Annotated in this window: 23 protein-coding genes; 19 read left to right on the plus strand and 4 right to left on the minus strand. The window is 64.0% G+C overall.

Features of this window, described 5'->3' with window-relative positions:
- Nucleotides 1-118 precede the first annotated feature (118 nt).
- The 3 genes from JQ591_RS09770 (at nucleotide 119) to JQ591_RS09780 (ending at nucleotide 2,375) form a co-directional block, all read left to right on the plus strand.
- On the plus strand, nucleotides 119-1,369 hold the full coding sequence (locus JQ591_RS09770; protein WP_349630374.1) for a multicopper oxidase domain-containing protein: 1,251 nt from the start codon (nucleotides 119-121) through the stop codon (nucleotides 1,367-1,369).
- A gap of 31 nt (nucleotides 1,370-1,400) precedes the next feature.
- Entirely contained in the window at nucleotides 1,401-2,066 is a 666-nt protein-coding gene (locus JQ591_RS09775; RefSeq protein WP_211395799.1) for a DJ-1/PfpI family protein, read from the plus strand.
- Nucleotides 2,067-2,183: 117 nt separating this feature from the next.
- Nucleotides 2,184-2,375 carry a hypothetical protein gene (locus JQ591_RS09780; protein WP_211395800.1) on the plus strand — a complete coding sequence of 64 codons (192 nt, stop codon included), beginning with the start codon at nucleotides 2,184-2,186 and terminating at the stop codon, nucleotides 2,373-2,375.
- Between the two features lie 45 nt (nucleotides 2,376-2,420).
- On the opposite strand, the gene JQ591_RS09785 is transcribed toward JQ591_RS09780, so the two are convergent.
- On the minus strand, nucleotides 2,421-2,645 hold the full coding sequence (locus JQ591_RS09785) for a hypothetical protein (RefSeq protein WP_211395801.1): 225 nt from the start codon (nucleotides 2,643-2,645) through the stop codon (nucleotides 2,421-2,423).
- Between the two features lie 252 nt (nucleotides 2,646-2,897).
- Between JQ591_RS09785 and JQ591_RS09790 the strand changes: the two genes are divergently transcribed.
- On the plus strand, nucleotides 2,898-3,215 hold the full coding sequence (locus tag JQ591_RS09790; protein WP_211395802.1) for a DUF1476 domain-containing protein: 318 nt from the start codon (nucleotides 2,898-2,900) through the stop codon (nucleotides 3,213-3,215).
- A gap of 21 nt (nucleotides 3,216-3,236) precedes the next feature.
- On the opposite strand, the gene JQ591_RS09795 is transcribed toward JQ591_RS09790, so the two are convergent.
- On the minus strand, nucleotides 3,237-3,827 hold the full coding sequence (locus JQ591_RS09795) for a TIGR00645 family protein (protein WP_211395803.1): 591 nt from the start codon (nucleotides 3,825-3,827) through the stop codon (nucleotides 3,237-3,239).
- Nucleotides 3,828-3,986: 159 nt separating this feature from the next.
- On the opposite strand from JQ591_RS09795, the gene JQ591_RS09800 reads away from it, so the two are divergent.
- Together JQ591_RS09800 and JQ591_RS09805 are read left to right on the plus strand one after the other, a co-directional pair.
- Nucleotides 3,987-4,283 (plus strand): hypothetical protein, encoded by a 297-nt coding sequence (locus JQ591_RS09800; protein WP_349630375.1) that lies wholly within the window; start codon nucleotides 3,987-3,989, stop codon nucleotides 4,281-4,283.
- 971 nt (nucleotides 4,284-5,254) lie between these two features.
- Nucleotides 5,255-6,187 carry a septal ring lytic transglycosylase RlpA family protein gene (locus JQ591_RS09805; RefSeq protein WP_211395804.1) on the plus strand — a complete coding sequence of 311 codons (933 nt, stop codon included), beginning with the start codon at nucleotides 5,255-5,257 and terminating at the stop codon, nucleotides 6,185-6,187.
- Nucleotides 6,188-6,230: 43 nt separating this feature from the next.
- Here JQ591_RS09805 and JQ591_RS09810 read toward each other — a convergent pair whose 3' ends face one another.
- Entirely contained in the window at nucleotides 6,231-10,622 is a 4,392-nt protein-coding gene (locus JQ591_RS09810) for a beta strand repeat-containing protein (RefSeq protein WP_249136734.1), read from the minus strand.
- 614 nt (nucleotides 10,623-11,236) lie between these two features.
- Here JQ591_RS09810 and JQ591_RS09815 point away from each other — a divergent pair.
- The 4 genes from JQ591_RS09815 to JQ591_RS09830 all read left to right on the plus strand — a co-directional run bounded on the left by JQ591_RS09815 (nucleotide 11,237) and on the right by JQ591_RS09830 (nucleotide 13,517).
- Nucleotides 11,237-11,773 carry a phage tail protein gene (locus JQ591_RS09815; protein ID WP_211395805.1) on the plus strand — a complete coding sequence of 179 codons (537 nt, stop codon included), beginning with the start codon at nucleotides 11,237-11,239 and terminating at the stop codon, nucleotides 11,771-11,773.
- 105 nt (nucleotides 11,774-11,878) lie between these two features.
- Nucleotides 11,879-12,406, plus strand: a complete 528-nt coding sequence (locus JQ591_RS09820) for a phage tail protein (protein WP_211395806.1) — start codon at nucleotides 11,879-11,881, stop codon at nucleotides 12,404-12,406.
- 39 nt (nucleotides 12,407-12,445) lie between these two features.
- The gene (locus tag JQ591_RS09825) at nucleotides 12,446-12,988 is read left to right on the plus strand and encodes a phage tail protein (RefSeq protein ID WP_211395807.1); all 543 of its coding nucleotides are present in this window, start codon (nucleotides 12,446-12,448) and stop codon (nucleotides 12,986-12,988) included.
- A 4-nt stretch (nucleotides 12,989-12,992) separates the two neighbouring features.
- On the plus strand, nucleotides 12,993-13,517 hold the full coding sequence (locus tag JQ591_RS09830) for a GNAT family N-acetyltransferase (RefSeq protein ID WP_211395808.1): 525 nt from the start codon (nucleotides 12,993-12,995) through the stop codon (nucleotides 13,515-13,517).
- Nucleotides 13,518-13,519: 2 nt separating this feature from the next.
- Here JQ591_RS09830 and JQ591_RS09835 read toward each other — a convergent pair whose 3' ends face one another.
- Nucleotides 13,520-14,470 carry an alpha/beta fold hydrolase gene (locus tag JQ591_RS09835; protein ID WP_211395809.1) on the minus strand — a complete coding sequence of 317 codons (951 nt, stop codon included), beginning with the start codon at nucleotides 14,468-14,470 and terminating at the stop codon, nucleotides 13,520-13,522.
- 151 nt (nucleotides 14,471-14,621) lie between these two features.
- Between JQ591_RS09835 and JQ591_RS09840 the strand changes: the two genes are divergently transcribed.
- The 9 genes from JQ591_RS09840 to JQ591_RS09880 all read left to right on the plus strand — a co-directional run bounded on the left by JQ591_RS09840 (nucleotide 14,622) and on the right by JQ591_RS09880 (nucleotide 24,368).
- Entirely contained in the window at nucleotides 14,622-15,884 is a 1,263-nt protein-coding gene (locus JQ591_RS09840) for a D-alanyl-D-alanine carboxypeptidase family protein (RefSeq protein ID WP_211395810.1), read from the plus strand.
- Nucleotides 15,885-15,886: 2 nt separating this feature from the next.
- Entirely contained in the window at nucleotides 15,887-16,573 is a 687-nt protein-coding gene (gene tmk / locus JQ591_RS09845; protein ID WP_211395811.1) for a dTMP kinase, read from the plus strand.
- Complete coding sequence (locus tag JQ591_RS09850; protein ID WP_211395812.1) at nucleotides 16,570-17,616, plus strand: DNA polymerase III subunit delta'; 1,047 nt, start codon at nucleotides 16,570-16,572, stop codon at nucleotides 17,614-17,616. Before tmk ends, JQ591_RS09850 begins: the two co-directional genes overlap by 4 nt.
- 47 nt (nucleotides 17,617-17,663) lie before the next feature.
- Complete coding sequence (metG, locus tag JQ591_RS09855) at nucleotides 17,664-19,661, plus strand: methionine--tRNA ligase (protein ID WP_211395813.1); 1,998 nt, start codon at nucleotides 17,664-17,666, stop codon at nucleotides 19,659-19,661.
- A 12-nt stretch (nucleotides 19,662-19,673) separates the two neighbouring features.
- Nucleotides 19,674-20,450 carry a TatD family hydrolase gene (locus tag JQ591_RS09860; protein ID WP_211395814.1) on the plus strand — a complete coding sequence of 259 codons (777 nt, stop codon included), beginning with the start codon at nucleotides 19,674-19,676 and terminating at the stop codon, nucleotides 20,448-20,450.
- A gap of 13 nt (nucleotides 20,451-20,463) precedes the next feature.
- Complete coding sequence (locus JQ591_RS09865) at nucleotides 20,464-21,261, plus strand: MBL fold metallo-hydrolase (RefSeq protein ID WP_211395815.1); 798 nt, start codon at nucleotides 20,464-20,466, stop codon at nucleotides 21,259-21,261.
- A gap of 181 nt (nucleotides 21,262-21,442) precedes the next feature.
- On the plus strand, nucleotides 21,443-22,036 hold the full coding sequence (locus JQ591_RS09870) for a TRAP transporter small permease (protein WP_211395816.1): 594 nt from the start codon (nucleotides 21,443-21,445) through the stop codon (nucleotides 22,034-22,036).
- A gap of 2 nt (nucleotides 22,037-22,038) precedes the next feature.
- Entirely contained in the window at nucleotides 22,039-23,352 is a 1,314-nt protein-coding gene (locus JQ591_RS09875; RefSeq protein WP_211395817.1) for a TRAP transporter large permease, read from the plus strand.
- 38 nt (nucleotides 23,353-23,390) lie between these two features.
- On the plus strand, nucleotides 23,391-24,368 hold the full coding sequence (locus JQ591_RS09880) for a TRAP transporter substrate-binding protein (protein WP_211395818.1): 978 nt from the start codon (nucleotides 23,391-23,393) through the stop codon (nucleotides 24,366-24,368).
- Nucleotides 24,369-24,408 lie beyond the last annotated feature (40 nt).

Consider the following 24,408-nt stretch of genomic DNA (forward strand, 5'->3'; position numbering starts at 1 on the left):
TTGACGGCCTCCAGAGTGGAGGCCGTTTTCCGAGCGGAAAGAGCTGGCCGGCCGAATTCGATGTCTGGTCCCTTCGCGTTCCGCTAGGCCATCGAAGTCCGCGAGCCTTTTGGGGCAAGTGACGGGCAAGGGACGGGCAACGGACGACGCGTCGATCTGGGACACCAACGGCCGCTTCACAAGCGTCAATGGCGTCGTGCAACCGACGCTTACCTTGCCGGCAGGTGAAATCCAGCGCTGGCGCTTCGTGCATGCCGGCATTCACGACACGGTCAACGTTCAGATCGTGCGCGCGACGCCGGCGGGCGCAACCAATCTGATCGCGGCTTCGGCGCTGAGCGGCAACCGCCAGCAGCAGAAGGCCGACCTTCTCGCCGCCTGCAATGCCTCGCCCTCGACGCTGATCCCGCAGTTCGAGATCGCATCCGATGGTCTGACCCGGACCAGGCTGCGGACCGTGCACGCCTCCCAGGTCGGCGGTGTCCTTGAATCGAACTACATGCAGCCCGGCTATCGCAGCGACGTCCTCGTGGTATTCCCCTCGGACGGCGACTACTGCCTGCTCAACCAGGCCGCCCCGCGGGCCGAGCGTGTCTCCAACGGCGGCGGCGGGCAGGGGCCCTCGACGCCGCAATTGCTGGCTTACGTCCATGTGCGCGGCGGCCAGCCCGTGAGCGGCGATCTGCAGGCCTATGTCGGCAAGGCGCTGTACGATGCCAATCCGACGCTGCCGGACCCCGTCCGCGCCGGACTGCGTGACGGCGACCTGCGGCCGTGGGCGCCGTTCGAGAACCTCGCGCCGCCGGCTGCCGGCAGCCAGGAGCAGCAGGCCGCATTCGCGATCAATTTCCCGGCCTTCACCGTCAATAACAACTCGTACGATCCCGACGTGGTGAACTTCACGCGCGAGGTCAACACGACGGACGACTGGCTGCTTTCCGCGCAAGGCGAGCCGCACATCTTCCATATCCACGTCAATCCGTTTGAGGTCGTCGACGTCGTTACGACGAACGCCAACGGCCAGCAGATATCGATCTACAATGCCGACGGCACCTGCAAGCCCGACATCGTGTATGCCGACAAGCAGCAACTGGCCAACCAGTATTGCGGCATGTGGCACACCTTCCGCGACACGATCATCGTCGAGAACAACTATCAGATCCGCGTCAGGACGCGGTATGACCGCTACATCGGCGAGTACGTCCTGCATTGCCACATCCTGGACCATGAGGATGCGGGCATGATGGCCAACATCGCGATCGTTCCCGACCTCAACGCGCCAGGCGGGGGCCTCGGGATGGCGGGCATGCGCCACGCCAAGCAGCCCATGATGACACCGGCAGCAGCGCCGGCAAGCCACAAGCATTGAAGGCCGAAGTCAGCTGAGAGGATCGCGCGCGATGAAGATCGGCATCCCCGTCTACGATGGCGTCGACATGCTCGACGTCGCCGGCCCTTTCGAGATGTTCGCCTGGGCCAAGTTCGAGGTCGAGATCGTCGCCGCGGAGCCGGGATTGAAACGGTTTCGCGGGGGATTTCGGTTTGAGGTCACAAAGTCCTTCGCGGAATGTACCCAGTACGATGCCATCTGGGTGCCCGGCGGCGATCCGCCCGCGCTCACTGAGATCATCAACGATCCGCACCGGACCTACATCCATTTTCTGACCAAGCAGGCCGCCGGTGCGAAGTACATGTGCTCGGTCTGCGAGGGAGCGATGCTGTTCGCGGCGTCTGGCCTGCTCGACGGCTACTTTGCGACGACGCACTGGGCGTTTCTGGAATGCTTCCCGACGCTCTTCCCGAAGGTGAAGGTTGCCGACGGACACCCGCGTTTCGTGCTCGATCGCAATCGCCTGACCGGCGGCGGAATCTCGGCCGGGCTGGACGAGGCGCTGATGCTGATCACGCTGCTCGGCGGCACGGAGCTGGCGCGTGCGGTTCAGCAAAACACCCAGTACTATCCAGACCCGCCCGTTGTACTATCCAGACCCGCCCGTTCGCAGCGCGATTCCGCCGGCGCCGCAATGCCCTCTCGTCGGGGTAAAGCTGTCGGGGCGAAGCAATAGGTCAGGTCAGCCGTCGAGTATTCGTCTAACTATTTGATATTTTGTGAGTTTAGTCGGTTTGGCCGTCCGTCCGGTTCGAATTCTGGAACAATTTGGCCGCCTTCGCGTTATCTCGCCATGACGGAAGATGTTTCCTACCGGCGCAAGCCCCTGACCCCCGAACAGCGCCAGGCGCGCGATGCGACACGCCGTATCGAAGCCGAGAAAGCCATGCGCGATCACGAAGCGGCACAGAAGGCGTTTTACGCCAACCGGGAGCGGCTCAGAGCCGAACGTCTCGCACGTGAGGAGGCGGAGTCGAAGGGCTGACCGGCACTCCCACCGTGCCGAAAATTTCTCGACCGACTTCGGCGTTTAGTGCCGGTTAGGGACGCGCGTCACGCTCAACGCCTGCTTCAGCGCCTGAACGGCGCTTGCGAAAGGTCTCCGAGGCGATTGCGCCTCGATCGCTTCGGCTGCGACGCGACAATCGTCAGCGACCTTGAGCAACCCGCTTCGCGCGAGGTCCATGGTGGAGAGGGCTGCCTGCTCCAGGCAGACCCGTTCAAGCCGTCGAAACTCCCGCAGCTCTTTGTTCATGCGTCAGATCTCGATGTCCCCGGGCCATGCGGCGCTGAGTCTGCTTAATGATTGGTAAACGTCCCTGCCTAGACGGGCCGGCTGGCGTAGAGCTGGTGCGTGCCCTGCACACGCCCGCCTGGGCGTAGCCCACCGGGCTTGACGGCGTTAGGCGTCCGCCGGAAGCTTCAAATGATCCTGACGTGAACCACGGAGAACGTTCGCTTCCAGCCAGTCCGATCCCGATCAGCGAAAACGAGAATGGAGCTGACCATGACCACGTTCGACAAGCGCGAGCAGGGCTTTGAGGCCAAATTCGTCCACGACGAGGAGCTCATGTTCAAAGCCACGGCCCGGTCCAACAAGCTGCTCGGGCTCTGGGCCGCAGGCCAGCTCGGCCTCGGCGGCGATGCCGCGGCCAGTTACGCGACGGCGTTGGTGACGGACCATCTGGAGAACCAGACGATGGACGAGATCCTGGACAAGGTGTCAGGCGACCTTGCCGCCAGGGGCGTCGCCCCCGAGCAGGTCGCAGCCAAGCTTCAGGAATGCTTGCACCAGGCGTTGCAGCAGCTCGAAGCGGACAAGTGAAAGAAAGCCGGCCCTCGAGCCTCACTCCGCATGCTTGCGCGCCCCGGAGTCGCTCAGTCTGTCGACGTAGGCAATGCCGATCGCCGAGACGACGAAGGTGAGGTGGATCAGCACCTGCCACATCACACCAGTCTCGCTGTAGCCGGCTCGGTTCGAGCCGAGATTGCCGGCCTCGATGAAGGTGCGCAGCAGCGCGATCGAGGAGATGCCGATGATGGCCATGGCGAGCTTGATCTTCAGGACGCTTGCGTTGACGTGGCCGAGCCATTCCGGCTCGTCGGGGTGGCCCTGGAGATCGAGCCGCGAGACGAATGTCTCATAGCCGCCGACGATCACCATCACGAGCAGGTTGGAGATCATCACGACGTCGATCAGCGCCAGCACGCTCATCATGATCTGCTGCTCGGTGAGGTCGATCGCGTGCCAGGAGAGATGCCAGAGCTCCTTGAGGAACAGCACGATGTAGACGCATTGCGCCACGATCAGCCCGAAATAGAGCGGCAGTTGCAGCCAGCGCGAACCGAAGATGACCATCGGGATCAAGCCCAGACGCGGCAAGGGCGGTCGGGGTTCGGTGCGGAGTTCGGATTTGGGTCCAGGCTCAACCGACATTCAGGCAGTATCCTCGCACCGAGATCATCTCGCTTGCATGTAACCCGACAAGATGGCCGACGGAAGACGCGAGGCGCCTGTCGTCTTCCGAGGACCATGCCGTTTCGTGCTACCGTGCCGAGCGGCCATCGTGCGACGGCCAGGATCGGGAGGCGGGTAGTGACTTGCGGAGTGACTTGGAGCTGCTTCGGCAAATGGCCCGGCGCGATCGCTGCTGCGATCCTGCTCGGCTGCAGCGGCGCCGAGGTGTCGGCCACGCCGCTGACGCCGTTTCGCTACGAGGCGCAGGCGCAACGTCATTGCCCGCACGACCAGGTCGTCTGGCTCGATTTCAGCAAAGGCGTCTACTACGGCAAAGGCCAGAAGCGGTACGGCCAGGGCCCTGACGGCAGCTTCGTCTGCCTGAGCGAAGCCCGCGACAGCTTCTATCGCCGCTCGCTGTTTGGGTTGCGCTAAGCGTACCTGTAAGCGTACCTGGCGGGGCTGTGGGCGGGCCGGCTATTTCTGGCCCGGCAACGTCACCGGGACGTGCGGGGAAGTGCTGATGACACGGGGGCTTCCGTCCGGATAGGTGCGGTCGCCACGGATCAACGATTCCAGAACGAGGAAAAATTTCTCGGCAAGCATTTGCGTCACCTTCGTTGGTGATGGCCTCTTGAAATTTAGTCGAGGCGTCGAACGCAGAAATTCAATCAACTAAGCGGGAGCAGGGCAATCCAAAACAGATCGCGCGCTGCAACACGGTGTAGTTGTAGTTAGAAAAAAGGAAAGTGATGGTCGTGATCAGCCGAAGGCCAATGCCACGAGGCTCGAGCACAGCAGGACCAAACCGCCTGCGGTCAATGCCAGGAAGCCATCGGATACGAGGTCATGGTTGCGCATGGGACACCTGCCGCTCTCGTCTTCGATGCCCGATCGGATCGATTAAGAACGTCCGAACGCGCCGTCTTGAAAGAGGTGATGCTTGCCGCCCGCGCGAGCGCCTCAGGCCCTCGTGCGGTAACCTTCAAACGCATGGGCCAGGAAGATCCCCGCGCTTACCAAACCCATCAGTGCCGAAACCGTCTCGATCATCGTCTCATTCCATTCCGCCCTGCACGCGAGAAAACGCGGGCGGCCTTGCACAGTCAAAAGAATTCCAGTGAGCGGCTCGACAATGGGGTGGAGTGAGGATTTGGCGCAACAGAATGTCCAGCAGTGGCACAGAGCAGGGTGCCCGCGCCCCGTAGTTCAACGGGCAGAAGCGAACGTCCCGTTTACCATCCCGGCGTGAACGCTGTGCTCCCCATTTCCGCCGTGATCGGGTTGCGTTATCGTTACCTCTTCCGACGCGGTGGTGGGCCGCCTCGGATTAAAGGACCGGACGGCGCGTCCCCCGTAGCCAAAGCGGGTTGGGTGCGCCTCCGGCGGAATGGTATTTGGGGCGAATGGGGATCCGACGGTCAGATTCGGTTTTGCGGGTCGCGCGCGGTGTTGCGGCGGCCGCGACCTGCCTTGCGCTCGCCAATTGCGCCTCCTCCAACAAATTCGCCAGCCGTGTCGATCCGAAGTACGGCGTGTCTTCGAGCCCCCGGGTCGTGGCCTTGGGCGACCCGGTCCCCAAGGGCGGCGGCACCTACCGCGTCGGCAAGCCCTATGTGGTAGGTGGCCGGACCTATGTGCCCGAAGAGGACGTCAACTACCGTGCCGAGGGCATGGCGTCCTGGTACGGCGACGATTTCCACGGCCGCCTGACCGCCAATGGCGAAGTGTTCGACATGGGCTCGCTGACCGCGGCACATCCGACCCTGCCGATGCCGTCCTATGCGCGGGTGACCAACGTATCGAACGGCAAGTCGCTGATCGTCCGCGTCAATGACCGCGGGCCCTATCACGGCAACCGGCTCATCGACGTCTCGAACAAAGCCGCCGAACTCCTTGAATTCAAAGGCAATGGGGTCGCCAAGGTCCGTGTGGAATATGTCGGCCGGGCGCCGTTGGAAGGCTCCGACGACCGCCAGCTGATGGCCACCTTGCGTACCGGGATCCCGGCGCCGTCACCCTCGATGGTCCGGGTCGCCTCGGCGAGACCCTTCGTGCCGGAGCTGCCGTCGTCGAGCCGCGGCGCCATTCGCGGCGAGGTTCCGACGCCGGAGGGACGACCCTACAATCTCGGCAACACCTCCGCCGACATGGCTTCGCTTAATGCGACCTCGGAAATGTCGGCCTCGAGCCGCAACCGGGGCCGGGCGCTCCAGAACGCGCGCGCCGTGTCCTATGACGAGGACGGCCGCTATGCGCCCGAGAGCGCGTCCGGCGCCTACGCCTCGGACGGCGCTGCCGAGGCCCGCGGCATCCTGAGCGGCCGCGGCCTCTACTGAGCAGGCAAATCCGGCAAGCCGCGCAGCATTGCTGCGCTGCGGTTCAGAACGGGATGCGCGCGCGTCCCGTGAAGGTCCAAATCTGCGTGTTGCCACCGATGCCGCCGAGTTCGGCGCCGAAGCCGACCGTGGTGCCACCCGCAAGCCTTGCGCCGATGCCGCCGGTGACACGCGCCGACCAGCCCTGGAGCAGTGGGGTGGAGGCCAGCGGCACACCGCCTGCGGCGACGATCGCGGCGGCGTCGTCCTGGGTGAAGTAGTAGTCGGCATAGACGCCGGCGTAGGGCGCCAGCAGCACGCTATCGAGCCACGGCACGGGATAGGAGACCCTGTTGCCCGCAGAAGCGCGGCCGCTCGAGAAGGTGCGGGCGGCCTGCTGGGTGCCGAGCGAGTCGACATAGGCGTTTTCCCGCTCCCACAACGCGTAGACCTTGGCCGACGGCTCGATGCTGAAATTGGCCAAGCGGTAGCTGCCGGTGAAGCCGGTCGCGAACATCCAGCGATTGCCGTTGAAATTGCCTTGGGCCGTCCCGGCGGTGCCGTCATAGCCGATGCCGGAATAGGTCACCGCCGCGTCGTAGCGCAGCGTCGGGATGATCTTCCAGCCGAGATAGGCGCCGACGGTCCAGCCGTCGCCCTTCAGCTTTCCGTTGATGTCGGTCTCGGTGTAGCTGAAAGTCTCGTAGCCGCCGACCACGCCGACCAGCAGGTTGGGCCGGGCCCGGTAGGTCAGGCCCGAGAGCAGGTTGAGCTGCTGGCCGTAGAGCGTGGCCTGGGTTGCTCCCTGACCGATGTTGCCGGACGAGCCCCAGCGGTCGATGCCGGTGCCGCGCATGTCGACCCAGAACAGCCAATCCTTCTGCTCCTTGAAGCGTGCCATCGACGGGGCCTTGGCTGGTGCCGCCCGATCGATCGCGGCGAACGCGTCGTCGACCCGCGAGGAGCCGCGCCCGCGGCCGCCGACATAGGCGTTGGAGCCTTGCGAGGCGGACTGTTGATCGGATTTGGGCTTGTCGCCCTCATCGCCGTCGGGTGCGGCGGCAAAGTTGACGCGCATGCCGCCCGCGCCCGGCGTGATGTATTGCCCGCCGTCGCTGAACCCTTCGGAGATCGCGGTGTCGATCGAACCAGAGATCGCCTGTCCCGAATTCTGCGCCACGATCTTGGTGACGTTGACCTGGAGCGCGCGCAGCTTGGCGCTGTCGGCGGGAATGTCGACCGTCTGGTTCAGGGCCGGCGAGGTCGAGGCGTTGAAGGAGGGGCTGCCGCTATAGGTCGCCGTGATCGTGTGATTGCCGACGGTGAGCATTGTCGTTGCAAAGGTGGCGACGCCGGTCGCTAGCGCGGAGGTACCGATCGGCGTGCCGCCGTCATTGAAGGTCACCGTGCCCGTCGGCGTCCCGCCGGTGCTGTGCACGTTGGCCGTGAACGTCACCGACTCGCCGTAGCTGCTCGGGTTCTTCGAGGAGGTGAGCGTCGTCGTCGTCGTGGCGGACAGATAGGTGAATCTGTCTGCGGCCGAAGTGGGCGACGTGCCCCCGACCGTCGTCACGGTCACGTCGACCGTGCCGGCGCCGGCCGGCGATATCGCCGTGATCGACGTTGTCGAGTTCACCGTGAAGCTGGTCGCATTGTTGGCGCCGAATTTCACCGCGGTGGCGCCTGTGAAGCCGGCACCGGTGATCGCTACCGACATGCCGCCAACCGCGGGGCCGGTGGTCGGCGAGATCGAGCTGACTGACGGTGCGGGCGTGTAGCTGAATTGATCCGATGCCGATGTCGCAGATGTTCCACCTGGTGTCGTCACGGTCACGTCGACCGTGCCGGCACCGGCTGGCGAGGTCGCGGTGATCGAGGTCGCCGAATTGACTGTGAAGCTGGTGGCATTGGTCAGCCCGAATTTCACAACGGTCGCACCCGACAACCCTGTGCCGGTGATCGCAACCGATGTGCCTCCCGTCGCTGGACCCGCATTCGGTGCAATCGATGTCACTGCTGGCGTCGCGGCGTAGCTGAACTGGTCCGCGGCCGAGGTGGCCGTCGTTCCGCCGGGCGTCGTCACCGTGACGTCAACCGTGCCGGTTCCGGCGGGCGAGGTTGCCGTGATCGAGGTCGCCGAATTGACCGTGAATCCCGTAGCGCTGGTCGCTCCGAACTTCACGGCCGTCGCGCCGGTGAAATTGGTGCCGGTGACCGTCACCGACGTTCCGCCGGCGAGCGGACCGCCCGTTGGCGAGATCGACGCCACCGTCGGCGTGCCGAAATAGGTGAACTGGTCCGCGCCCGAAGTTGCGGAGGTGCCGCCCGCCGTCGTCACCTTGACGTCCACGACACCGGTCCCGGCCGGCGAGGTCGCGGTGATCTGGGTCGCCGAATTGACAGTGAAGCCCGTCGCAGCCGCCGCGCCAAAGGTTACGGCCGTGACGCCCGTGAAATTGGTCCCTGTGATCGTCACCGCAGTGCCGCCCACCGCCGGGCCCGATGTCGGCGAGATCGAGGTGACGGTCGGCGAGGGGATATAGGTGAACTGGTCCGCCGCGGATGTTGCAGAAGTGCCGCCTGATGTCGTCACCCTGACGTCGATCGTACCAGTCCCCGCCGGCGAGGTGGCTGTGATCTGCGTGGCTGAATTCACTGTGTAGCCCGTTGCAGCGGTTGCCCCGAACGTCACGGCCGTTGCGCTTGTGAGATTGGTGCCGGTGATGGTGACGACGGTGCCGCCTGCACCCGGACCAGACGTTGGTGAGATTGAGGTGACGGTCGGCGCGGGGACGTAGGTGAACTGATCGGCGGCTGAGGTTGCCGACGTCCCGCCTGCTGTCGTCACGGTGACGTCGACCGTGCCAGTGCCTGCGGGCGACGTCGCCGTGATCTGGGTGGCCGAATTGACGCTGAACCCGGTTGCCGCGGTTGCGCCGAACGTGACCGCAGTCGCGCCGGATAGGTTCGTGCCGGTGATCACCACCGTCGTGCCGCCGGTCTGCGGACCCGATGTCGGCGAGATCGAGGTGACGGCCGGGGGGCCAACATAGGTGAACTGATCCGCCGCCGACGTCGCGGACGTCCCTCCAGGGGTTGTCACTTTGACGTCCTGGACGCCGGTCCCGGCCGGCGATGTCGCGGTGATCGACGTCGCGGAATTGAACGTGAAACTGGCCGCCGTCGCACCGAATGTCACGGCCGTGACGCCGGTGAAGTTGGTGCCCGTGATTGTCACCGAAGTCCCGCCGGCTGAGGGGCCGGCCGTGGGCGAGATCGAGGTGACGGTGGGGGCGGGGATATAGGTGAACTGGTCCGCCGCCGAAGTCGCGGACGTGCCGCCTGTGGTCGTGACCCTGACGTCGACCGTGCTGGTGCCGGTTGGCGACGTTGCGGTGATCTGGGTCACAGAATTGACTGTAAATCCTGTCGCCGGCGTCGCGCCAAATGTCACGGCTGAGGCCGCCGACAGATTCGTGCCGGTGATGATGACGGTCGTGCCGCCCGCACCCGGGCCTGACGTCGGCGAGATCGAGGTGACGGTCGGTGCGGGCACGTAAGTGAATTGTTCGGCAGCCGAGGTTGCCGACGTCCCGCCTGCTGTCGTCACCGTGACGTCGACCGTGCCGGTGCCTGCCGGCGACGTCGCCGTAATCTGGGTATTGGAATTGACCGTGTAGCCGGTGGCATTGGTGGCGCCGAATTTCACGCCGGCGGCACCGGTCGTCGTGCTGAGGTTCGTACCGGTGATGATCACCGTTGTGCCGCCGCCGGTTGGGCCGGCGGTTGGCGAGATCGAGGTCACTGTGGGCGGAGCGACATAAGTGTATTGATCGGCCGCTGAAGGTGCGGACGTCACGCCGTTGGTGGTGACGGTGACATCGACGGTGCCGGCGGAGCCGGCCGGTGCAGTCGCGGTGATCTGGGTGCCGGAGTTGACCGTGTAGCTCGTTGCATTGGTGGCGCCGAATTTCACGCCGGCGGCGCCGGTCGTTCCGGTGAAATTGGTGCCGGTGATGACGACGCTGGTGCCACCTGCCGTCGGCCCAGCCGTGGGTGAAATTGACGTCACCGAAGGCGCGGGCAGGTTGACCGTGATTGTGAACGAGGTGTCGGTGAACGTCGGCGTGAAATTACAGGTGTTGCCTGGATTGCACCCGCTCGCGTACCAGAGTGTGATCGTGTCGGAGCCGCCTCCCGACAGTGAGTTGATCTGGATGTCGTATTCATCCGTGTGGTTTGCGTTATCCCCGTTATTGACGGGAACCAGCGTGTAGGTGGCCTTGGCCGACGTGTAGCTCAGATTCGTTAAACTCAAACTGCCGGCGGTCATCGGATAGTTGTTGAAGGCGTCGATGTTCGGATTGGAGCCGTTCGAGGAGCCGTAGAGGCCAAACAACACGGCCGAGCTGGTCACGCAGAGACCGACCGCGTTCCCCGCGCCGGTCCCGGTCATCGTGATCGTTGCGCCAGAGGCCGAGCTGCTCGTGAAATTGCAGGCTGCTTGCGCTGCCGTCACCCCAAATACGAGGGCGGCAACCACGCATATCAGCTGCAAGGCACTACGCGTAACCGCGCGGATACCCTTCGAACGCCAGCCAAGACCCATCGCGGCAAAATATGCCACTAGTCCTCCTCGCAACGGACGCTCTGCGGAGCGCCCTTGCCGCCAATCCCTGTCTCAAATGCTGCATGAAGTGTTGTTGCGTAATGGTTGTTATTTTGCAGTGCCACCACTTAAGCCACGGGGCCTATCGTGCGGCAAGCTACAAGACCGATGAAACCTGCCGTTGTGCCACCATCACGCGTGTTTTCGTCTGGCTCGTTGCATACGTGCAACAATCCTGGGTTTGAGCGTAACTCCGAAGCGAGCAAACGGAGAACCTCCAGAGTTCAACCCAACGGCGATCAAAAGTATAATGGCTCGCGTTGCGCTTGACTCGGACAATGTATTGTCTGACAATCTGTGCGCGCGTACTAAAACGAATTCATCCTATAATTTCATGACTCGCCGCGGTGGATATTTGACACATCACCACGCGATGAGCCGCGTGTCCTTGGGGAGGGGCCATGCCGTACCAGCCTATTTTGGGGCAGATCATGCCCTTTGCTGGCGTCAACGTGCCGAGAGGCTGGGCGCTTTGTAACGGCGCGCTGCTGGCGATCCAGACCAATTCGGCGCTGTTCTCGCTGCTTGGCACCTACTATGGCGGCGACGGGATGAGGACATTCGCGCTTCCCGATCTTCGCGGGCGCGCGGTTCTCGGTTCGAGCGGCCAGAGCGGGCAATATCCTGTCGGCATGACCGGCGGCTCGGTGTCGGTCAACATGACGGGGCTTCAGCTCCCACAGCACAATCACCTCGTTCAGGCGACGGCTGCGAACGGACAGGGACGTGGCGCCGCTCCCGCCAACAACATCTTCGCAACGACCACTGCGCCGGCGGACAGATATATTTTCCTGCCAGCCAATGTCACCGAGACGCCGTTGGCTGCGGGTACAAATCTGGCGAACGAGGGTAACGGCCAGGCGCACAACAATCTTCAGCCATACCTGGTCATCAACTATCTGATTGCGATGCAGGGAACGTATCCATCGCGAAACTAAGCGCTCTCCGAAGAGTTTTTCGCGACCGAAATACGACGCCTCGAAATTTCAGGCATTTGCGCACCCGGCTCGTCCACAGCGTGCGAGACAGAAGGATCCAACGCGATGGCAGATCCGTTTATTGGCGAGATTCGGCTGTTCGGTTTTCCGCGGGTACCCAACGGCTGGTTGGCCTGCGACGGATCATCTTTGCCGATCTCGTCATACGACGTCCTTTACGCCGTGATTGGCACAACCTATGGCGGAGACGGAACGCAGACCTTCAATCTGCCTGATCTTCGCGGTCGTGTTCCGATCGGGCAGGGCGCTGGCCCCAATCTTCCGAATTTCCCACTGGGCCAGATCGCGGGCGAAGAAGCCCATACGCTGACCGAGGCGGAAATGCCGACGCATAGTCATGCACTGCTGTCTTCGACCACGACAGCCACGATGGCAACGCCAGGACCGACCGTGCATCTGGCGACTGCGTCATCCGGCACACTTTACGCGCCGATCGCGAACGCTGCTCCGTATGAGACGATGGCGGCTTGCGTGACCACGGCAGGCAGCAGCCTTGGGCACGACAACATGATGCCGACCGTCGTCGCCAACTACTGCATCTGCTATTCGGGTATCTTCCCCTCGACAGGTTAGTCCGCCAGCGCCAGTCCTTCAGTCTCAAGGAGAGACATCATGTCAGATCCCTTTATCGGGGAAATCCAGGCGTTTCCATTTTCCTGGGCGACCGGCGGCTTCAACAACATGTGGTTGCCGTGCCTCGGGCAGCTGCTCGCCGTCCAGGCCTTCACCCCGCTGTACGCGCTGATCGGCACATCTTACGGCGGAAACGGCACGACCAATTTCGCGCTGCCGAATTTGAACGGCTCGGTCACGATCAGCCAGGGGCAAGGACCCGGGTTGACACAGCGGGTCGTCGGCGAGGCGCTCGGCAGTGCCGCTGTGAGCTTGAGCAGCGATCAGATGGCAAGACATACCCACGCCCTGCAACTGGGCAGCAGAACGGCGCAGAATGCGGTGGCTGGGCCCGGAACGAGTTCGAACATGGCGGCGATCGATCCTGGCTTCAACGGTTTCGTGGCTCCGCCGGCCACTCTCAACTTGACGTTCAGCACCGTCACGATGACCGGACAAGGACTTCCGCACGACAACATGCAGCCGACCCTGGCCATCGTGTGGTGCATCGCCTACTCCGGCATCTTTCCGTCTTTCAGTTGAGCAAATGGCGACAGGGCAGGGCTCAGCGCTTCGCATCCTTCCCGACGACGCAAGCCTGCAGCTTCGACCGGCATCGCCAGCCGACCAGGCTTTCCTCCGCCATCTGTTCGGCCGGGTACGCGGGGACACATTCGGCGCTGCGGGCTTGACCGGCCCCATGCTCGATCGCGTGCTCGACCAGCAGTTTCGCGCCCAGAGCAGCGGTTATTCCACGCAGTATCCCGATGCCGTTTCACTCATCATTGTCAGAGGGAACGAGGCGATCGGACGGCTACTGCTGCATTGCGCGGGTCAGCGTTGGCATGTGATCGACATCGGCTTGCTGCCGTCCGATCGCGGTCAGGGGATCGGGACCAAGGTCATCGACGCCGTCGAAGCGGCTGCGCGAGAACGGTCCGCAGTGTTGCTCACGTTGATGGTCCTGGCGAGCAACACGGCGGCGCGGCGTCTCTATTCCCGGCTCGGCTTTGTCGAGGACGGCGAAAGCAGTCCTGCGCATATCGAAATGCGGAAGCACATTACGCGCTAGCGTTACGCATGTTCGCGCAGAAACTTCACCAGCGCCGCATTCACCTCCTCGGGCCGCTCCTGCTGCACCCAATGGCCGGCGCCCTCGATGATCAGCTTCCGCTTCAGATTGGGCAGCACGCGCTCGAGCTCGTTGACGCGCTTGGCCCCGATCAGCCCGGTGATGACGGCGTCTTTCGAACCGGCAATGAAGAGCGAGGGCTGGTGGATTTGCGCATCCTGCCAGGGCGCCGTCAGCTCCCAATTGCGGTCGAGGTTGCGATACCAGTTCAGCCCGCCACGAAAACCGGACTTGCGGAAGGTTTCGGTGAAACAGGCGAGGTCGGCCTCGCTGAGCCAGTCCGGCAGCGGCTCCTCGGCGGTCGCATGGCCGAGAAAGCCCTTGCCCTCCTGCACGAACATGGCCGCGGAAGGATCGGCAAGGCCGCGCCCGCCGAGCACGACGCGCATGGTGCGTGCGACGTCATGCTCGAACTCGGCTTCGGCGACGCCGGGCGCCTGGAAATACTGCCAATAGAAATTGGTGATGCCGCCCTGGCGCAGAAGGTCGAGCGGCTTGCCGCGGCCGCGGAACGGCGGCGGCACGCTCAGGCCGGCGACCGCCGTGAAGATGTCGGGCCGGAACAGCGCCGCGTGCCAGGCCACCGGTGCACCCCAGTCGTGGCCGACCACCATGGCCTTGTTCTCGCCGAGTGCCTGCACGAGGCCGACGACGTCGCCGACCGTGTCGAAGATCGAATAGGCCGTCGCGTCGGGCGGCGCTGAGCTTTGGCCATAGCCGCGCATATCGGGGGCGACGACGCGAAACCCGGCCTGCGCCAGCGCCGGGATCTGGTGGCGCCAGGAGTAGGAGAGTTCCGGCCAGCCATGGCACAGCACCACCAGCGGACCCTGACCGGCTTCGCGGATGAACAGGTCGATCCCGTTGGCCTTGATCATGCGGGTGGAGGACATCGCTTTTCCGCCTTGTTTCAGGGGTTTGGTCAGAAAATCTGAGGTGCCACGATAGGGGCGGGACGAGAATCGTGCAATCTCGGGACAAGCGGCTACCCCGTGTTGTTCGCACCGGTTCCAACTGTTAGAACGCCGCTCTCAGGGCTTGGCCATGGCATTTCGTCTTTCTTCGTTTGGTCGCACCCGGTTCACCGCCGGAGCGTTGGCGCGCGGGCTGATCGCGACGGCTCTGGTGGCGGGCATTGGCTGGGGCGGGGCGCTCTACGCCGCCAACCAGAGCGTCCAGGGCGCCAAGAAAACAGACGATTCCGGCTTCGACGGCGACGCCCCGACCGCGATCCTGATCGAAGCCTCCAGCGGCAGCGTGCTGTTCGAGAAGAACGCCGACGAGCTGCGCGCCCCCTCCAGCATGATGAAGCTGATGACCGCGGAGGTCGTTTTCAACGCCATCAAGAAGGGCGACATCAAGCTGACCGACGAATACCGGATCAGTGAGAACGCCTGGCGCAGGGGCGGCGCCCCCTCCGGTGGCTCGACCATGTTTGCCGCGATCAACAGCAAGGTCTCGGTCGACGACCTCCTGCATGGGGCAATCATCCAGAGCGGCAACGACGCCTGCATTGCGCTCGCCGAAGCCATGGCGGGCAACGAGCGGATTTTCGCCGCCGACTTCATGACCAAGCGTGCCCGCGAGCTTGGCCTGACGAAGTCGACCTTCGGCAATTCCAACGGCTTGCCCGACCCCGGCAACAAGATGACGGTGCGCGAGCTCGGCATCCTCGCCCGGCACATCATTCTCGACTTCCCCGAATTCTACAAACTGTTCGGCGAGAAGGAGTACACTTGGAACAAGATCCGCCAGCCCAACCGCAATCCGCTGCTCAATTCGATGGAAGGCGCCGACGGTCTGAAGACCGGCTACACCAAGGAAGGCGGCTACGGCATGGTCGGCTCGGCGGTGCAGAACGGCACGCGGCTCGTGGTCGTCGTCAACGGGCTGGAAGACCCCGAAGATCGTGCCACGGAAGCCAAGAAAATGCTGGAATGGGGCTTTCGCAATTTCGAGACCCGCACGCTGATCGCGGCCGATCAGCCCGTCGGCTACGCCAAGGTGTTCGGCGGCGAGAGCCGCTCGGTGAAACTGGTCGCCAAGACGCCCGTGAAGGTGATGGTGCACAAGAACGGCAGCGACAAGCTGATCGCGCGCGTCGTCTATAGCGGTCCGGTGCGCGCGCCGGTCGAGGCCGGCCAGAAGGTCGGGGTGGTGAGGGTCTGGCGCAGCGGCAACATCGCGGTGGAGACGCCGGTCTATGCCGCTGACGCGATCGGCACCGGCTCGACCATGCGGCGCGCAATCGACGGCGCCAGCGAGCTCGTGATCGGCATGTTCCGCGCGGGCGCCGAGAAGCTCTGATCATGAGTGAAAGCGCGGTAAAGTGGCCGTCCGGACGCGGACGCTTCGTCACCTTTGAAGGCGGCGAGGGGACGGGCAAGTCGACCCAGATCAAGAAGCTCGCCGACCGTCTCAAGGCGGCAAGGATGCGCATCCTCGTCACGCGCGAGCCGGGCGGCTCGCCGGGCGCCGAGATCATGCGGCATCTGGTGCTGTCAGGCATGGGCAAGCTGCTGGGACCTGAGGCCGAGACGCTGCTGTTCGCGGCCGCCCGCGACGACCATGTTCGCACCCTGATCCAGCCCGCGCTCAACCAGGGCACCTGGGTGCTGTGCGACCGCTTCGCCGACTCGACGCGGGCGTACCAGGGCAGCCTCGGCCGCGTGCCGGCGGCGCTGATCAACGCAATGCAGCGGGTCACGATCGGCGATCTCAAGCCGGACCTCACCATCATCCTCGACTTGCCGGTCGAGATCGGCTTGCAGCGCGCGGCCGCACGCCGCGGCAGCGGCACGCCGGACAGGTTCGAGGCCGAGAAGCTCGGTTTCCATCAGGGCCTGCGCGAAGCCTATCGCAAGATCGCGGCGGACGATCCCGCGCGCTGCGTGCTGATCGACGCCAATTCCGATCCCGATACGGTTGCCGGACGCGTCTGGACCGCGCTGCGCGATCGCCTCCTGCCGACGCCGGCATCGGTGGTGTCGGTATGAGCCCGCGTCAGACCGAGCGCGAAACCGCCATTTCTCATCCGCGCGAGACGAGCCTTCTGTTCGGCCATCGCGAGGCCGAGACCGCGCTGCTTGTCGCCTATCGCAGCGGGCGCATCCCGCATGCCTGGTTGATTGGCGGGCCGCAAGGCATCGGCAAGGCGACGCTGGCGTATCGGATGGCGCGCTTCGTGCTTGCTCACGGGCAGCCGTCGGCGTCCGCCGTGCAGCGCGCCGAAGACCTCGCCATCAACCCGGACGATGCCGTGGCGCGGCAGGTTGCGGCGAGCTCGCATGGTGGCCTGCTGACGCTGGAGCGCACCGCCAACGACCGTGGCGTGATGCGCACCGTGATCACCGTGGACGAGACGCGCGAGACGATCGGCTTCTTCGGCTCGACTGCAGCGGCCGAAGGCTGGCGTGTCTGCATCGTCGACACCGTCGACGAGCTCAATCCGAATGCCGCCAACGCGCTGCTGAAGATTCTCGAGGAACCGCCGCAGCAATCGCTGTTCCTGCTGGTGAGCCACGCGCCGGCGCGCGTGCTCGCCACAATCCAGTCGCGCTGCCGCAAGCTGCGCCTGCGCGCACTCGCAACCGACGATGTGATTGGTGCAGCCGCCGCAGCCGCCGATCTCGACCCGAACGATCCGGCGTTGCGCGAAGCAGCGGAGGTCTCCGAGGGCAGCGTCGCGCGGACGCTGACGCTGCTCGGCGGTGACGCCCTGAAGCTCCAGCAACGCACGGCCGCGCTGCTGGCGCGACTGCCGCAGGTCGATCCGCGCGAATTGCACACACTCGGCGATTCGCTTGGCACCAGCGACCGCGTTGCGCTTGCCGCCTTCATCGACGGTATCGATCGCTGGATCGCGGAACGCCTGCACGCCGACGAGGCCAATGCCAACCAGAACCTGCCGCGCCTTGCGCGCCTAGCTGAGGTATGGGAAAAGATCGTCCGCGCCGCGCGCGACACCGAAACCTACAATCTGGAGCGAAAGCCCTTGGTTTTCTCGGTGTTCGGCTGGCTGGCGGACGCAACGCGCTAGGCGCAGGTTCGTTTCCAAATTTCGAGAAGCCGGTAAAGGAATTCGTCGTGGCAGCGCGAGCTAAGAAAACCGCCAAAGGCAAGAGCAGCAAGAAGAAGGCTGCGAAGAAAGCCGCGAAGGCTGTGAAGGCGCAGGCGCGCAAGGTTGCCAAGAAGGTCAAGAAGACGAAGAAGGCCGCCGCCAAGAAGGGCGTGAAAAAAGGCGGTGCGAAGGCGACAAGAAGGACCGGCAAGAAGGCTGCGAAGAAACAGGTTGTCGCCGCAAGGAAGGTCTCAAAGCAAAAGGCCGCCAGCAAGCCAGCCAAGGCCCTTAGGAACAAGGCCCCAAAGAAGAACAAGGCTCCGGCGAAAAAAACGGCCAAGACGGCAAAGGTGATTGCGCCTCCCGTGATCGCAGCACCGGCTCCTGTCGCCACGCCGCCGAAGGTTATCAAACCCAAGGCACCGCGCGCGCCGAAGCCCGTCGCCGCGCCGCAGGCCAACACGCCCGTGGCCGTCCCCGCGCGCGACAACGTCTTCTACATCACGACCGCGATCGCCTATCCCAACGGCAGTCCGCATATCGGCCACGCCTATGAGGCGATTGCGACCGATACGCTGGCGCGCTTCGCGCGCCTCGACGGCAAGGACGTGTTCTTCCTGACCGGCACCGACGAGCACGGTCTGAAGATGATCCAGACCGCACAGAGCGAGGGCCTGACCCCGTCGGCGCTGGCGGCCCGCAATGCCGGCCGTTTCAAGGAGATGGACGAGCGCCTGAACGTGTCGTTCGACCGCTTCATCCGCACCACCGAGGAGCAGCATCATCGCTCCAGCCAGGAGATCTGGCGGCGCATGGAAGCGAACGGAGACATCTATGCCGATACCTATGCCGGCTGGTATTCCGTGCGCGACGAAGCCTATTACGCCGAGGACGAGACGCGCCTGAATGACGACGGCGTGCGGCTCGGACCGCAGGGCACGCCGGTCGAATGGGTCGAGGAGAAGAGCTACTTCTTCCGCCTGTCGTCCTATCAGGACAAGCTGCTCAAGCTCTACGCGGATCGTCCCGATTTCATCGGGCCGGATTCCCGCAAGAACGAGGTGGTGAGCTTCGTCAAGGGCGGCCTGCGCGATCTCTCGATCTCGCGCACGACGTTCGACTGGGGCGTCAAGGTCCCCGGCGACGAAGAGCACGTGATGTATGTCTGGGTCGACGCGCTCACAAACTACATCACCGGCGTCGGCTTCCCCGACGAGAGCGACAAGAACTGGCGCTACTGGCCTGCCGACGTGCACATCATCGGCAAGGACATCATCCGCTTCCACGCGGTGTACTGGCCCGCGTTCCTGATGTCGGCCGGCATTCCCGTGCAGAAGCGGGTCTATGCGCATGGCTTCCTGTTCAACAGGGGCGAGAAGATGTCGAAGTCGGTCGGCAACGTGGTCGATCCCTTCAACCTCGCCGACCAGTACGGCGTCGACCAGATGCGCTATTTCTTTCTGCGCGAGGTGCCGTTCGGCCAGGACGGCAACTACAATCACGAGGCCATCGTCGCGCGCATCAATGCCGATCTCGCCAACGATCTCGGCAACCTCGCGCAGCGCTCGCTGTCGATGATCGCCAAGCAGCTCGGTGGCGTGCTCCCGGAGCCCGGCGAATTCAGCGACAACGACAAGGCGATCCTGACGATGGCGGACGGCATGCTCGCCGCGTCACGCGAGGCGATGGCGAGCCAGCAGATCCATCACTGGCTCAATGCCGTGTGGGCCGTGGTCGCGGAAGCCAACCGCTATTTCGCGGGCGAAGCGCCGTGGGCGCTCGCCAAGACCGATCCTGTCAGGCAGAGAACGGTGCTCTACGTTACCGCCGAAGTCGTGCGCCAGATCGCGATCCTGGCCCAACCGGTGATGCCGACGGCCTCGGGATTGCTGTTGAACAGCCTCGGCGTCCCCGAGTCCGAGCGCAACTTCGTCATGCTCGGCGGCGCCAGGCGCATCGCGCCGGGATCGACGCTGCCGGCGCCGACACCGGCGTTTCCGCGCTACATCGAGCCGGCGGCGTAAGGCGCTCGCGCGATGCTGGTCGACAGCCACTGCCATTTGGATTTTCCGGACTTTGCGGAAGATCTCGACGGGATCGTGTCGCGCGCGCGAGCGGCCGGCATCGGCCGCATGGTCACGATCTCGACGCGGGTGAGAAAGCTGAACCAGCTTTTGGCCATCGCCGAGCGCTACGACGACGTCTATTGCTCGGTCGGCACCCATCCGCATAACGCGGATGAGGAAGACGGCATCGCGCCGGACGAGCTGATCGCGCTGACGCAGCATCCCAAGGTCGTCGCGCTCGGCGAAGCCGGGCTCGACTATTTCTATGACAACGGCTCGCCGGAGGCGCAGGCGAGGGGCTTTCGTGCCCACATCGCCGCCGCCCGCGCCACCGGCTTGCCGCTGGTGATCCACACCCGCGAGGCGGACGAGGATTGCGGTCGCATCCTGGAAGAGGAAGCTACGAAGGGATCGTTTCGCGCGGTGTTGCATTGTTACACCGGCGGGCGCGAATTGGCGTTGAAGGCGGTGTCGCTCGGGCTCTATATCGGTTTCACGGGCATCCTGACCTTCAAGAAATCCGAGGCCTTGCGCGCGCTTGCGGCCGAACTGCCGTCCGACCGTATTCTGGTTGAAACGGACTCGCCCTACCTTGCGCCCGGCAAGTTCCGGGGCAAGCGCAACGAACCGGCCTATGTGGTCGAAGTCGCAAAAGTGCTGGCCGAAACACGTGGCGTGTCGTTCGACGAGATCTCGCGCCAGACCAGCGAAAACTTCTTTCGCCTGTTCTCCAGGGTGAAAGCTTAGAACTGGGGGCCGCATGACGCTGACGCTGACGATCCTGGGCTGCGGCTCCTCCGCTGGCGTGCCGCGCCCGGCACTCGGCTGGGGCGCCTGCGATCCCAACAATCCCAAGAACCGCCGCCGCCGCTGTTCGCTGCTGGTCGAGCAGACATCGGGCGACGGCACCACGCGTATCGTGATCGACACCTCGCCTGACCTGCGCGAGCAATTGCTCTCGACCAATGTCGACCACATCGATGCAGTGTTCCTGACCCACGAGCACGCCGACCAGACCCACGGCATGGACGATCTGCGTTCGGTCGTGATGCACATGCGCCGGCGGATTCCGACCTATCTCAATCAGTCGACTGCGAACGACATCATGTCGCGGTTCTCCTATTGCTTCGTCTCGCCGGAGGGCAGCGACTATCCGCCGATCCTGACGGGGCATTCGATCGAGGCCGGTGAAAGCCAGACCATCCTGGGGAAGGGCGGCGCAGTGACGATGACCGCCTTCCTGGTGCAGCACGGCAACATTCCCGCGCTCGGCTATCGCATCGGCGATGCCGCCTACACACCCGACCTCAACGACATCCCGCGCGAGAGCTGGGGTGCACTGGAAAATCTGGATCTCTGGATCGTCGATGGCCTGCGCTACACCAGCCATGTCAGCCATTTCAGCATCAACGACGCGTTGTCCTGGATCGAGCGCTTCAAGCCGAAGCGCGCCGTCATCACCAACATGACCGCCGACGTCGATTACGAGGTGATCCGCCAGTCGCTGCCGGCGGGCGTGGTGCCCGCGTATGACGGGCTGCGGCTGGAGACGCGCTGAACCTGCGGTGGTCATTCCGGCACAGGCCGGCATACTCCTTGCTTGCGCCGGCCCCATCATGTTGATCTAACGTCTGAAAGACAGGCGCTGGGGCAGGGGCGATATTCATGCAGGACTGGCGCGCGATGTGCCGTCTCCGGGACCGTTTGAGCCGGGACCGTTTGAATCGCCTCGTGTGAGGATGGGGATCGCGTTGGCAGGGGACGATGTAACGAACCGGGGACTGGTGCGGCGCGCGCTGGATCTCCTTTATCTCGGTGCGGGCTACGCCGCCGGCGTCTTCATGGTTGCGATCTTCGCGATCATGATGATCATGTCGGTCGGGCGCCAGTTTGCGATCAACATTCCCGCCGGCGATGACTTCGCCTCCTGGTGCATGGCCGCGATGGCTTTCCTCGGCCTCGCTCACACCTTCAAGCGCGGAGAGATGATCCGCGTCGGCCTGCTACTGGAGCGCCTGCACGGGCGCACCAAGCAGGTTGCGGAGGTCGTGGCGCTCGGTATTGCCACCTCTTTCATCCTCTATTTCACCCGGCATGCCGTGCAGATGACCTACGATTCCTGGCGCTTCAACGACGTGGCGCAGGGCGTCGTCGCGCTTCCGCTGTGGATTCCGCAGCTCGGGTTTGCCGGCGGACTTGTGATCCTGTCGATCGCGCTCATTGATGAAATGGTCAGTGTTGTCGGCGGCAACCGGCCGAGCTACGAGAAGGGCTCGCCGGACGAGACACCGGACGAATTCATCGAACGCATCTCGCAGGGCGGCGGAGGTTGACGATGGCCAATCTCGGCATGATCGAGCTGTCGTTCGTCCTGCTCGGCGTCATGATCCTGCTGCTGGGAAGCGGCGTCTGGATCGCGGTCTCGCTCGGCCTCGTCGGATTCGTGGCGATGGCGCTGACCACGAGTCTGCCGCTCGGCGCGGTGCTCGCTACCACGACCTGGAGCGCCAGCTCGTCGTGGACGCTGGCCGCGCTGCCGCTGTTCATCTGGATGGGCGAGATCCTCTTCCGCACCAAATTATCCGAGGAGATGTTTCGGGGCCTGTCGCCCTGGGTTCAATGGCTGCCGGGGCGCCTCACTCATGTCAACGTGATCGGCTGCGGCATCTTCGCGGCGGTGTCGGGCTCGTCGGCGGCGACCTGTGCGACCATCGGCAAGATCGCGCTGCCCGAACTGGACAAGCGCGGCTACGACAAGGGCTTGAGTCTCGGCTCGCTCGCGGGCTCCGGCACGCTCGGACTCCTGATCCCGCCGTCGATCCCGATGGTGGTCTATGCGGTCACGGCGAATGTCTCCGTGCTTCAGGTCTTCCTCGGCGGTTTTCTGCCGGGGGTGCTCGTGATGGTGCTTTATTCCGGCTACATCATCATCTGGTCGCTGCTGAACCCGAAGAAGATTCCGCCGCGCGATCCTCCGATGCCGTTTCGCCAGAAGCTGCGCGAGTCGGCCAGGCTTGCGCCCTGCCTGTTGCTGATCCTGGCGGTCTTCCTCTCGCTCGTGCTCGGCTTTGCGACGGCGACGGAATGCGCCGCGTGGGGCGTCACGGGCGCGCTGCTGCTGGCGTGGTGGAGCGGCACGCTCACGCGCAGGAACTTCCTCGAAAGCATCATGAGCGCGACGCGCCTGACCTGCATGATCATGCTGATCCTGGCGGGCGCGGCCTACACCACGGCTGCGATGGCCTATACGGGCATTCCCGCGGCACTCGCCACCTGGGTCCAGGGCCAACAGCTCACGCCGGGCATGCTCGCGCTGTATCTGAGCATCATGTACATCATCCTCGGCTGCCTGATCGACGGCATCTCGATGATCGTCCTCACCGCCGTGATCGTGCTGCCGATGGTCAAGCAGGCCGGTCTCGACCTGGTCTGGTTCGGCGTCTATCTCATCATTCACGTCGAGATGGCGCAGATCACGCCGCCGGTGGGTTTCAATCTGTTCGTGCTCCAGAACATGAGCGGGCGCGACACTTTCACTGTTGCGCGGGCGGCATTCCCGTTCTTTGTCCTCCTGCTGGTCGCCGTGTTCATCATCACGGAGTATCCGCAGATCGTTCTGTTTCTGCCCAAGCTCGCTTTCCCCGACTGATCGCGCCAAATTTCAAATTGACCGTGAGGAGAAGTCCGATGAAGTCTCGTCTTGCCCGTGCAGGCCTGATAGCCGGCGTCATGCTGGCCGCGACACCCGCTTTGGCTCAGACCAAATGGAATCTGCCGGCAGCGTATCCGGCCGACAATCCGCACTCGGAAAATCTGGTCGCATTCGCCAAGGACGTCGAAGCCGCCACGTCCGGAAAGCTCCAGATCACGGTTCATCCCGGCGCTTCGTTGTTCAAGGCACCCGATATCAAGCGCGCGGTGATGACCGGGCAGGCGCAGATGGGCGAAGTATTGCTGTCGATCCACGAGAACGAGGATCCGGTATTCGGGGTCGACGTCGTGCCGTTTCTGGCGACCAGCTTCCCGGATGCAATGAAGCTGTATCAGGCGTCGAAGCCGTTGATCGCCAAGAAGCTCGATGCGCAGGGTCTCAAGCTCCTGTTCGTCGTGCCGTGGGCGCCGCAGGGCGTCTATGTCGGCAAGCCGCTTGCGACGATCGAAGACATGAAGGGCCTGAAATGGCGGGCCTATAACGTTGGAACCGCGCGCATTGGCGAGCTGGTCGGCGCACAGTCCGTCACCATCCAGGCCGCCGAGCTGCCGCAGGCACTTGCGACCGGCGTCGTGAACTCCTTCATGTCGTCGGGCGGCACGGGCTACGATGCGAAGGCATGGGAGTCGCTGAAGTACTTCTATGACGTGCAAGCCTGGATCCCGAAAGACTACACCTTCGTCAACAAGGCCGCGTTCGACGCGCTCGACAAGCCGACCCAGGAGGCCATCCTCAAGGCCGCCGCGACCGCGGAAACGCGCGGCTGGAAGGCCTGGGAGGACAAAAGCACCTGGTACATCGATCAGCTCAAGGCCAAGGGCATGACTGTCGAGCCGCCGACCCCCGCGCTCAAGGCCGGCTTCCAGAAGATCGGCGAACAGCTCACCGCCGACTGGCTCAAGAAGGCAGGGCCCGACGGCCAGGCGCTGATTGACGCCTACAAGAAGATGTGAGGACGACGGGCCTCGGCGAACCCGAGTCGCCAAAACTGCG

Source organism: Bradyrhizobium canariense (assembly GCF_018130465.1).
In the GTDB taxonomy this organism is placed as follows: domain Bacteria; phylum Pseudomonadota; class Alphaproteobacteria; order Rhizobiales; family Xanthobacteraceae; genus Bradyrhizobium; species Bradyrhizobium canariense_C.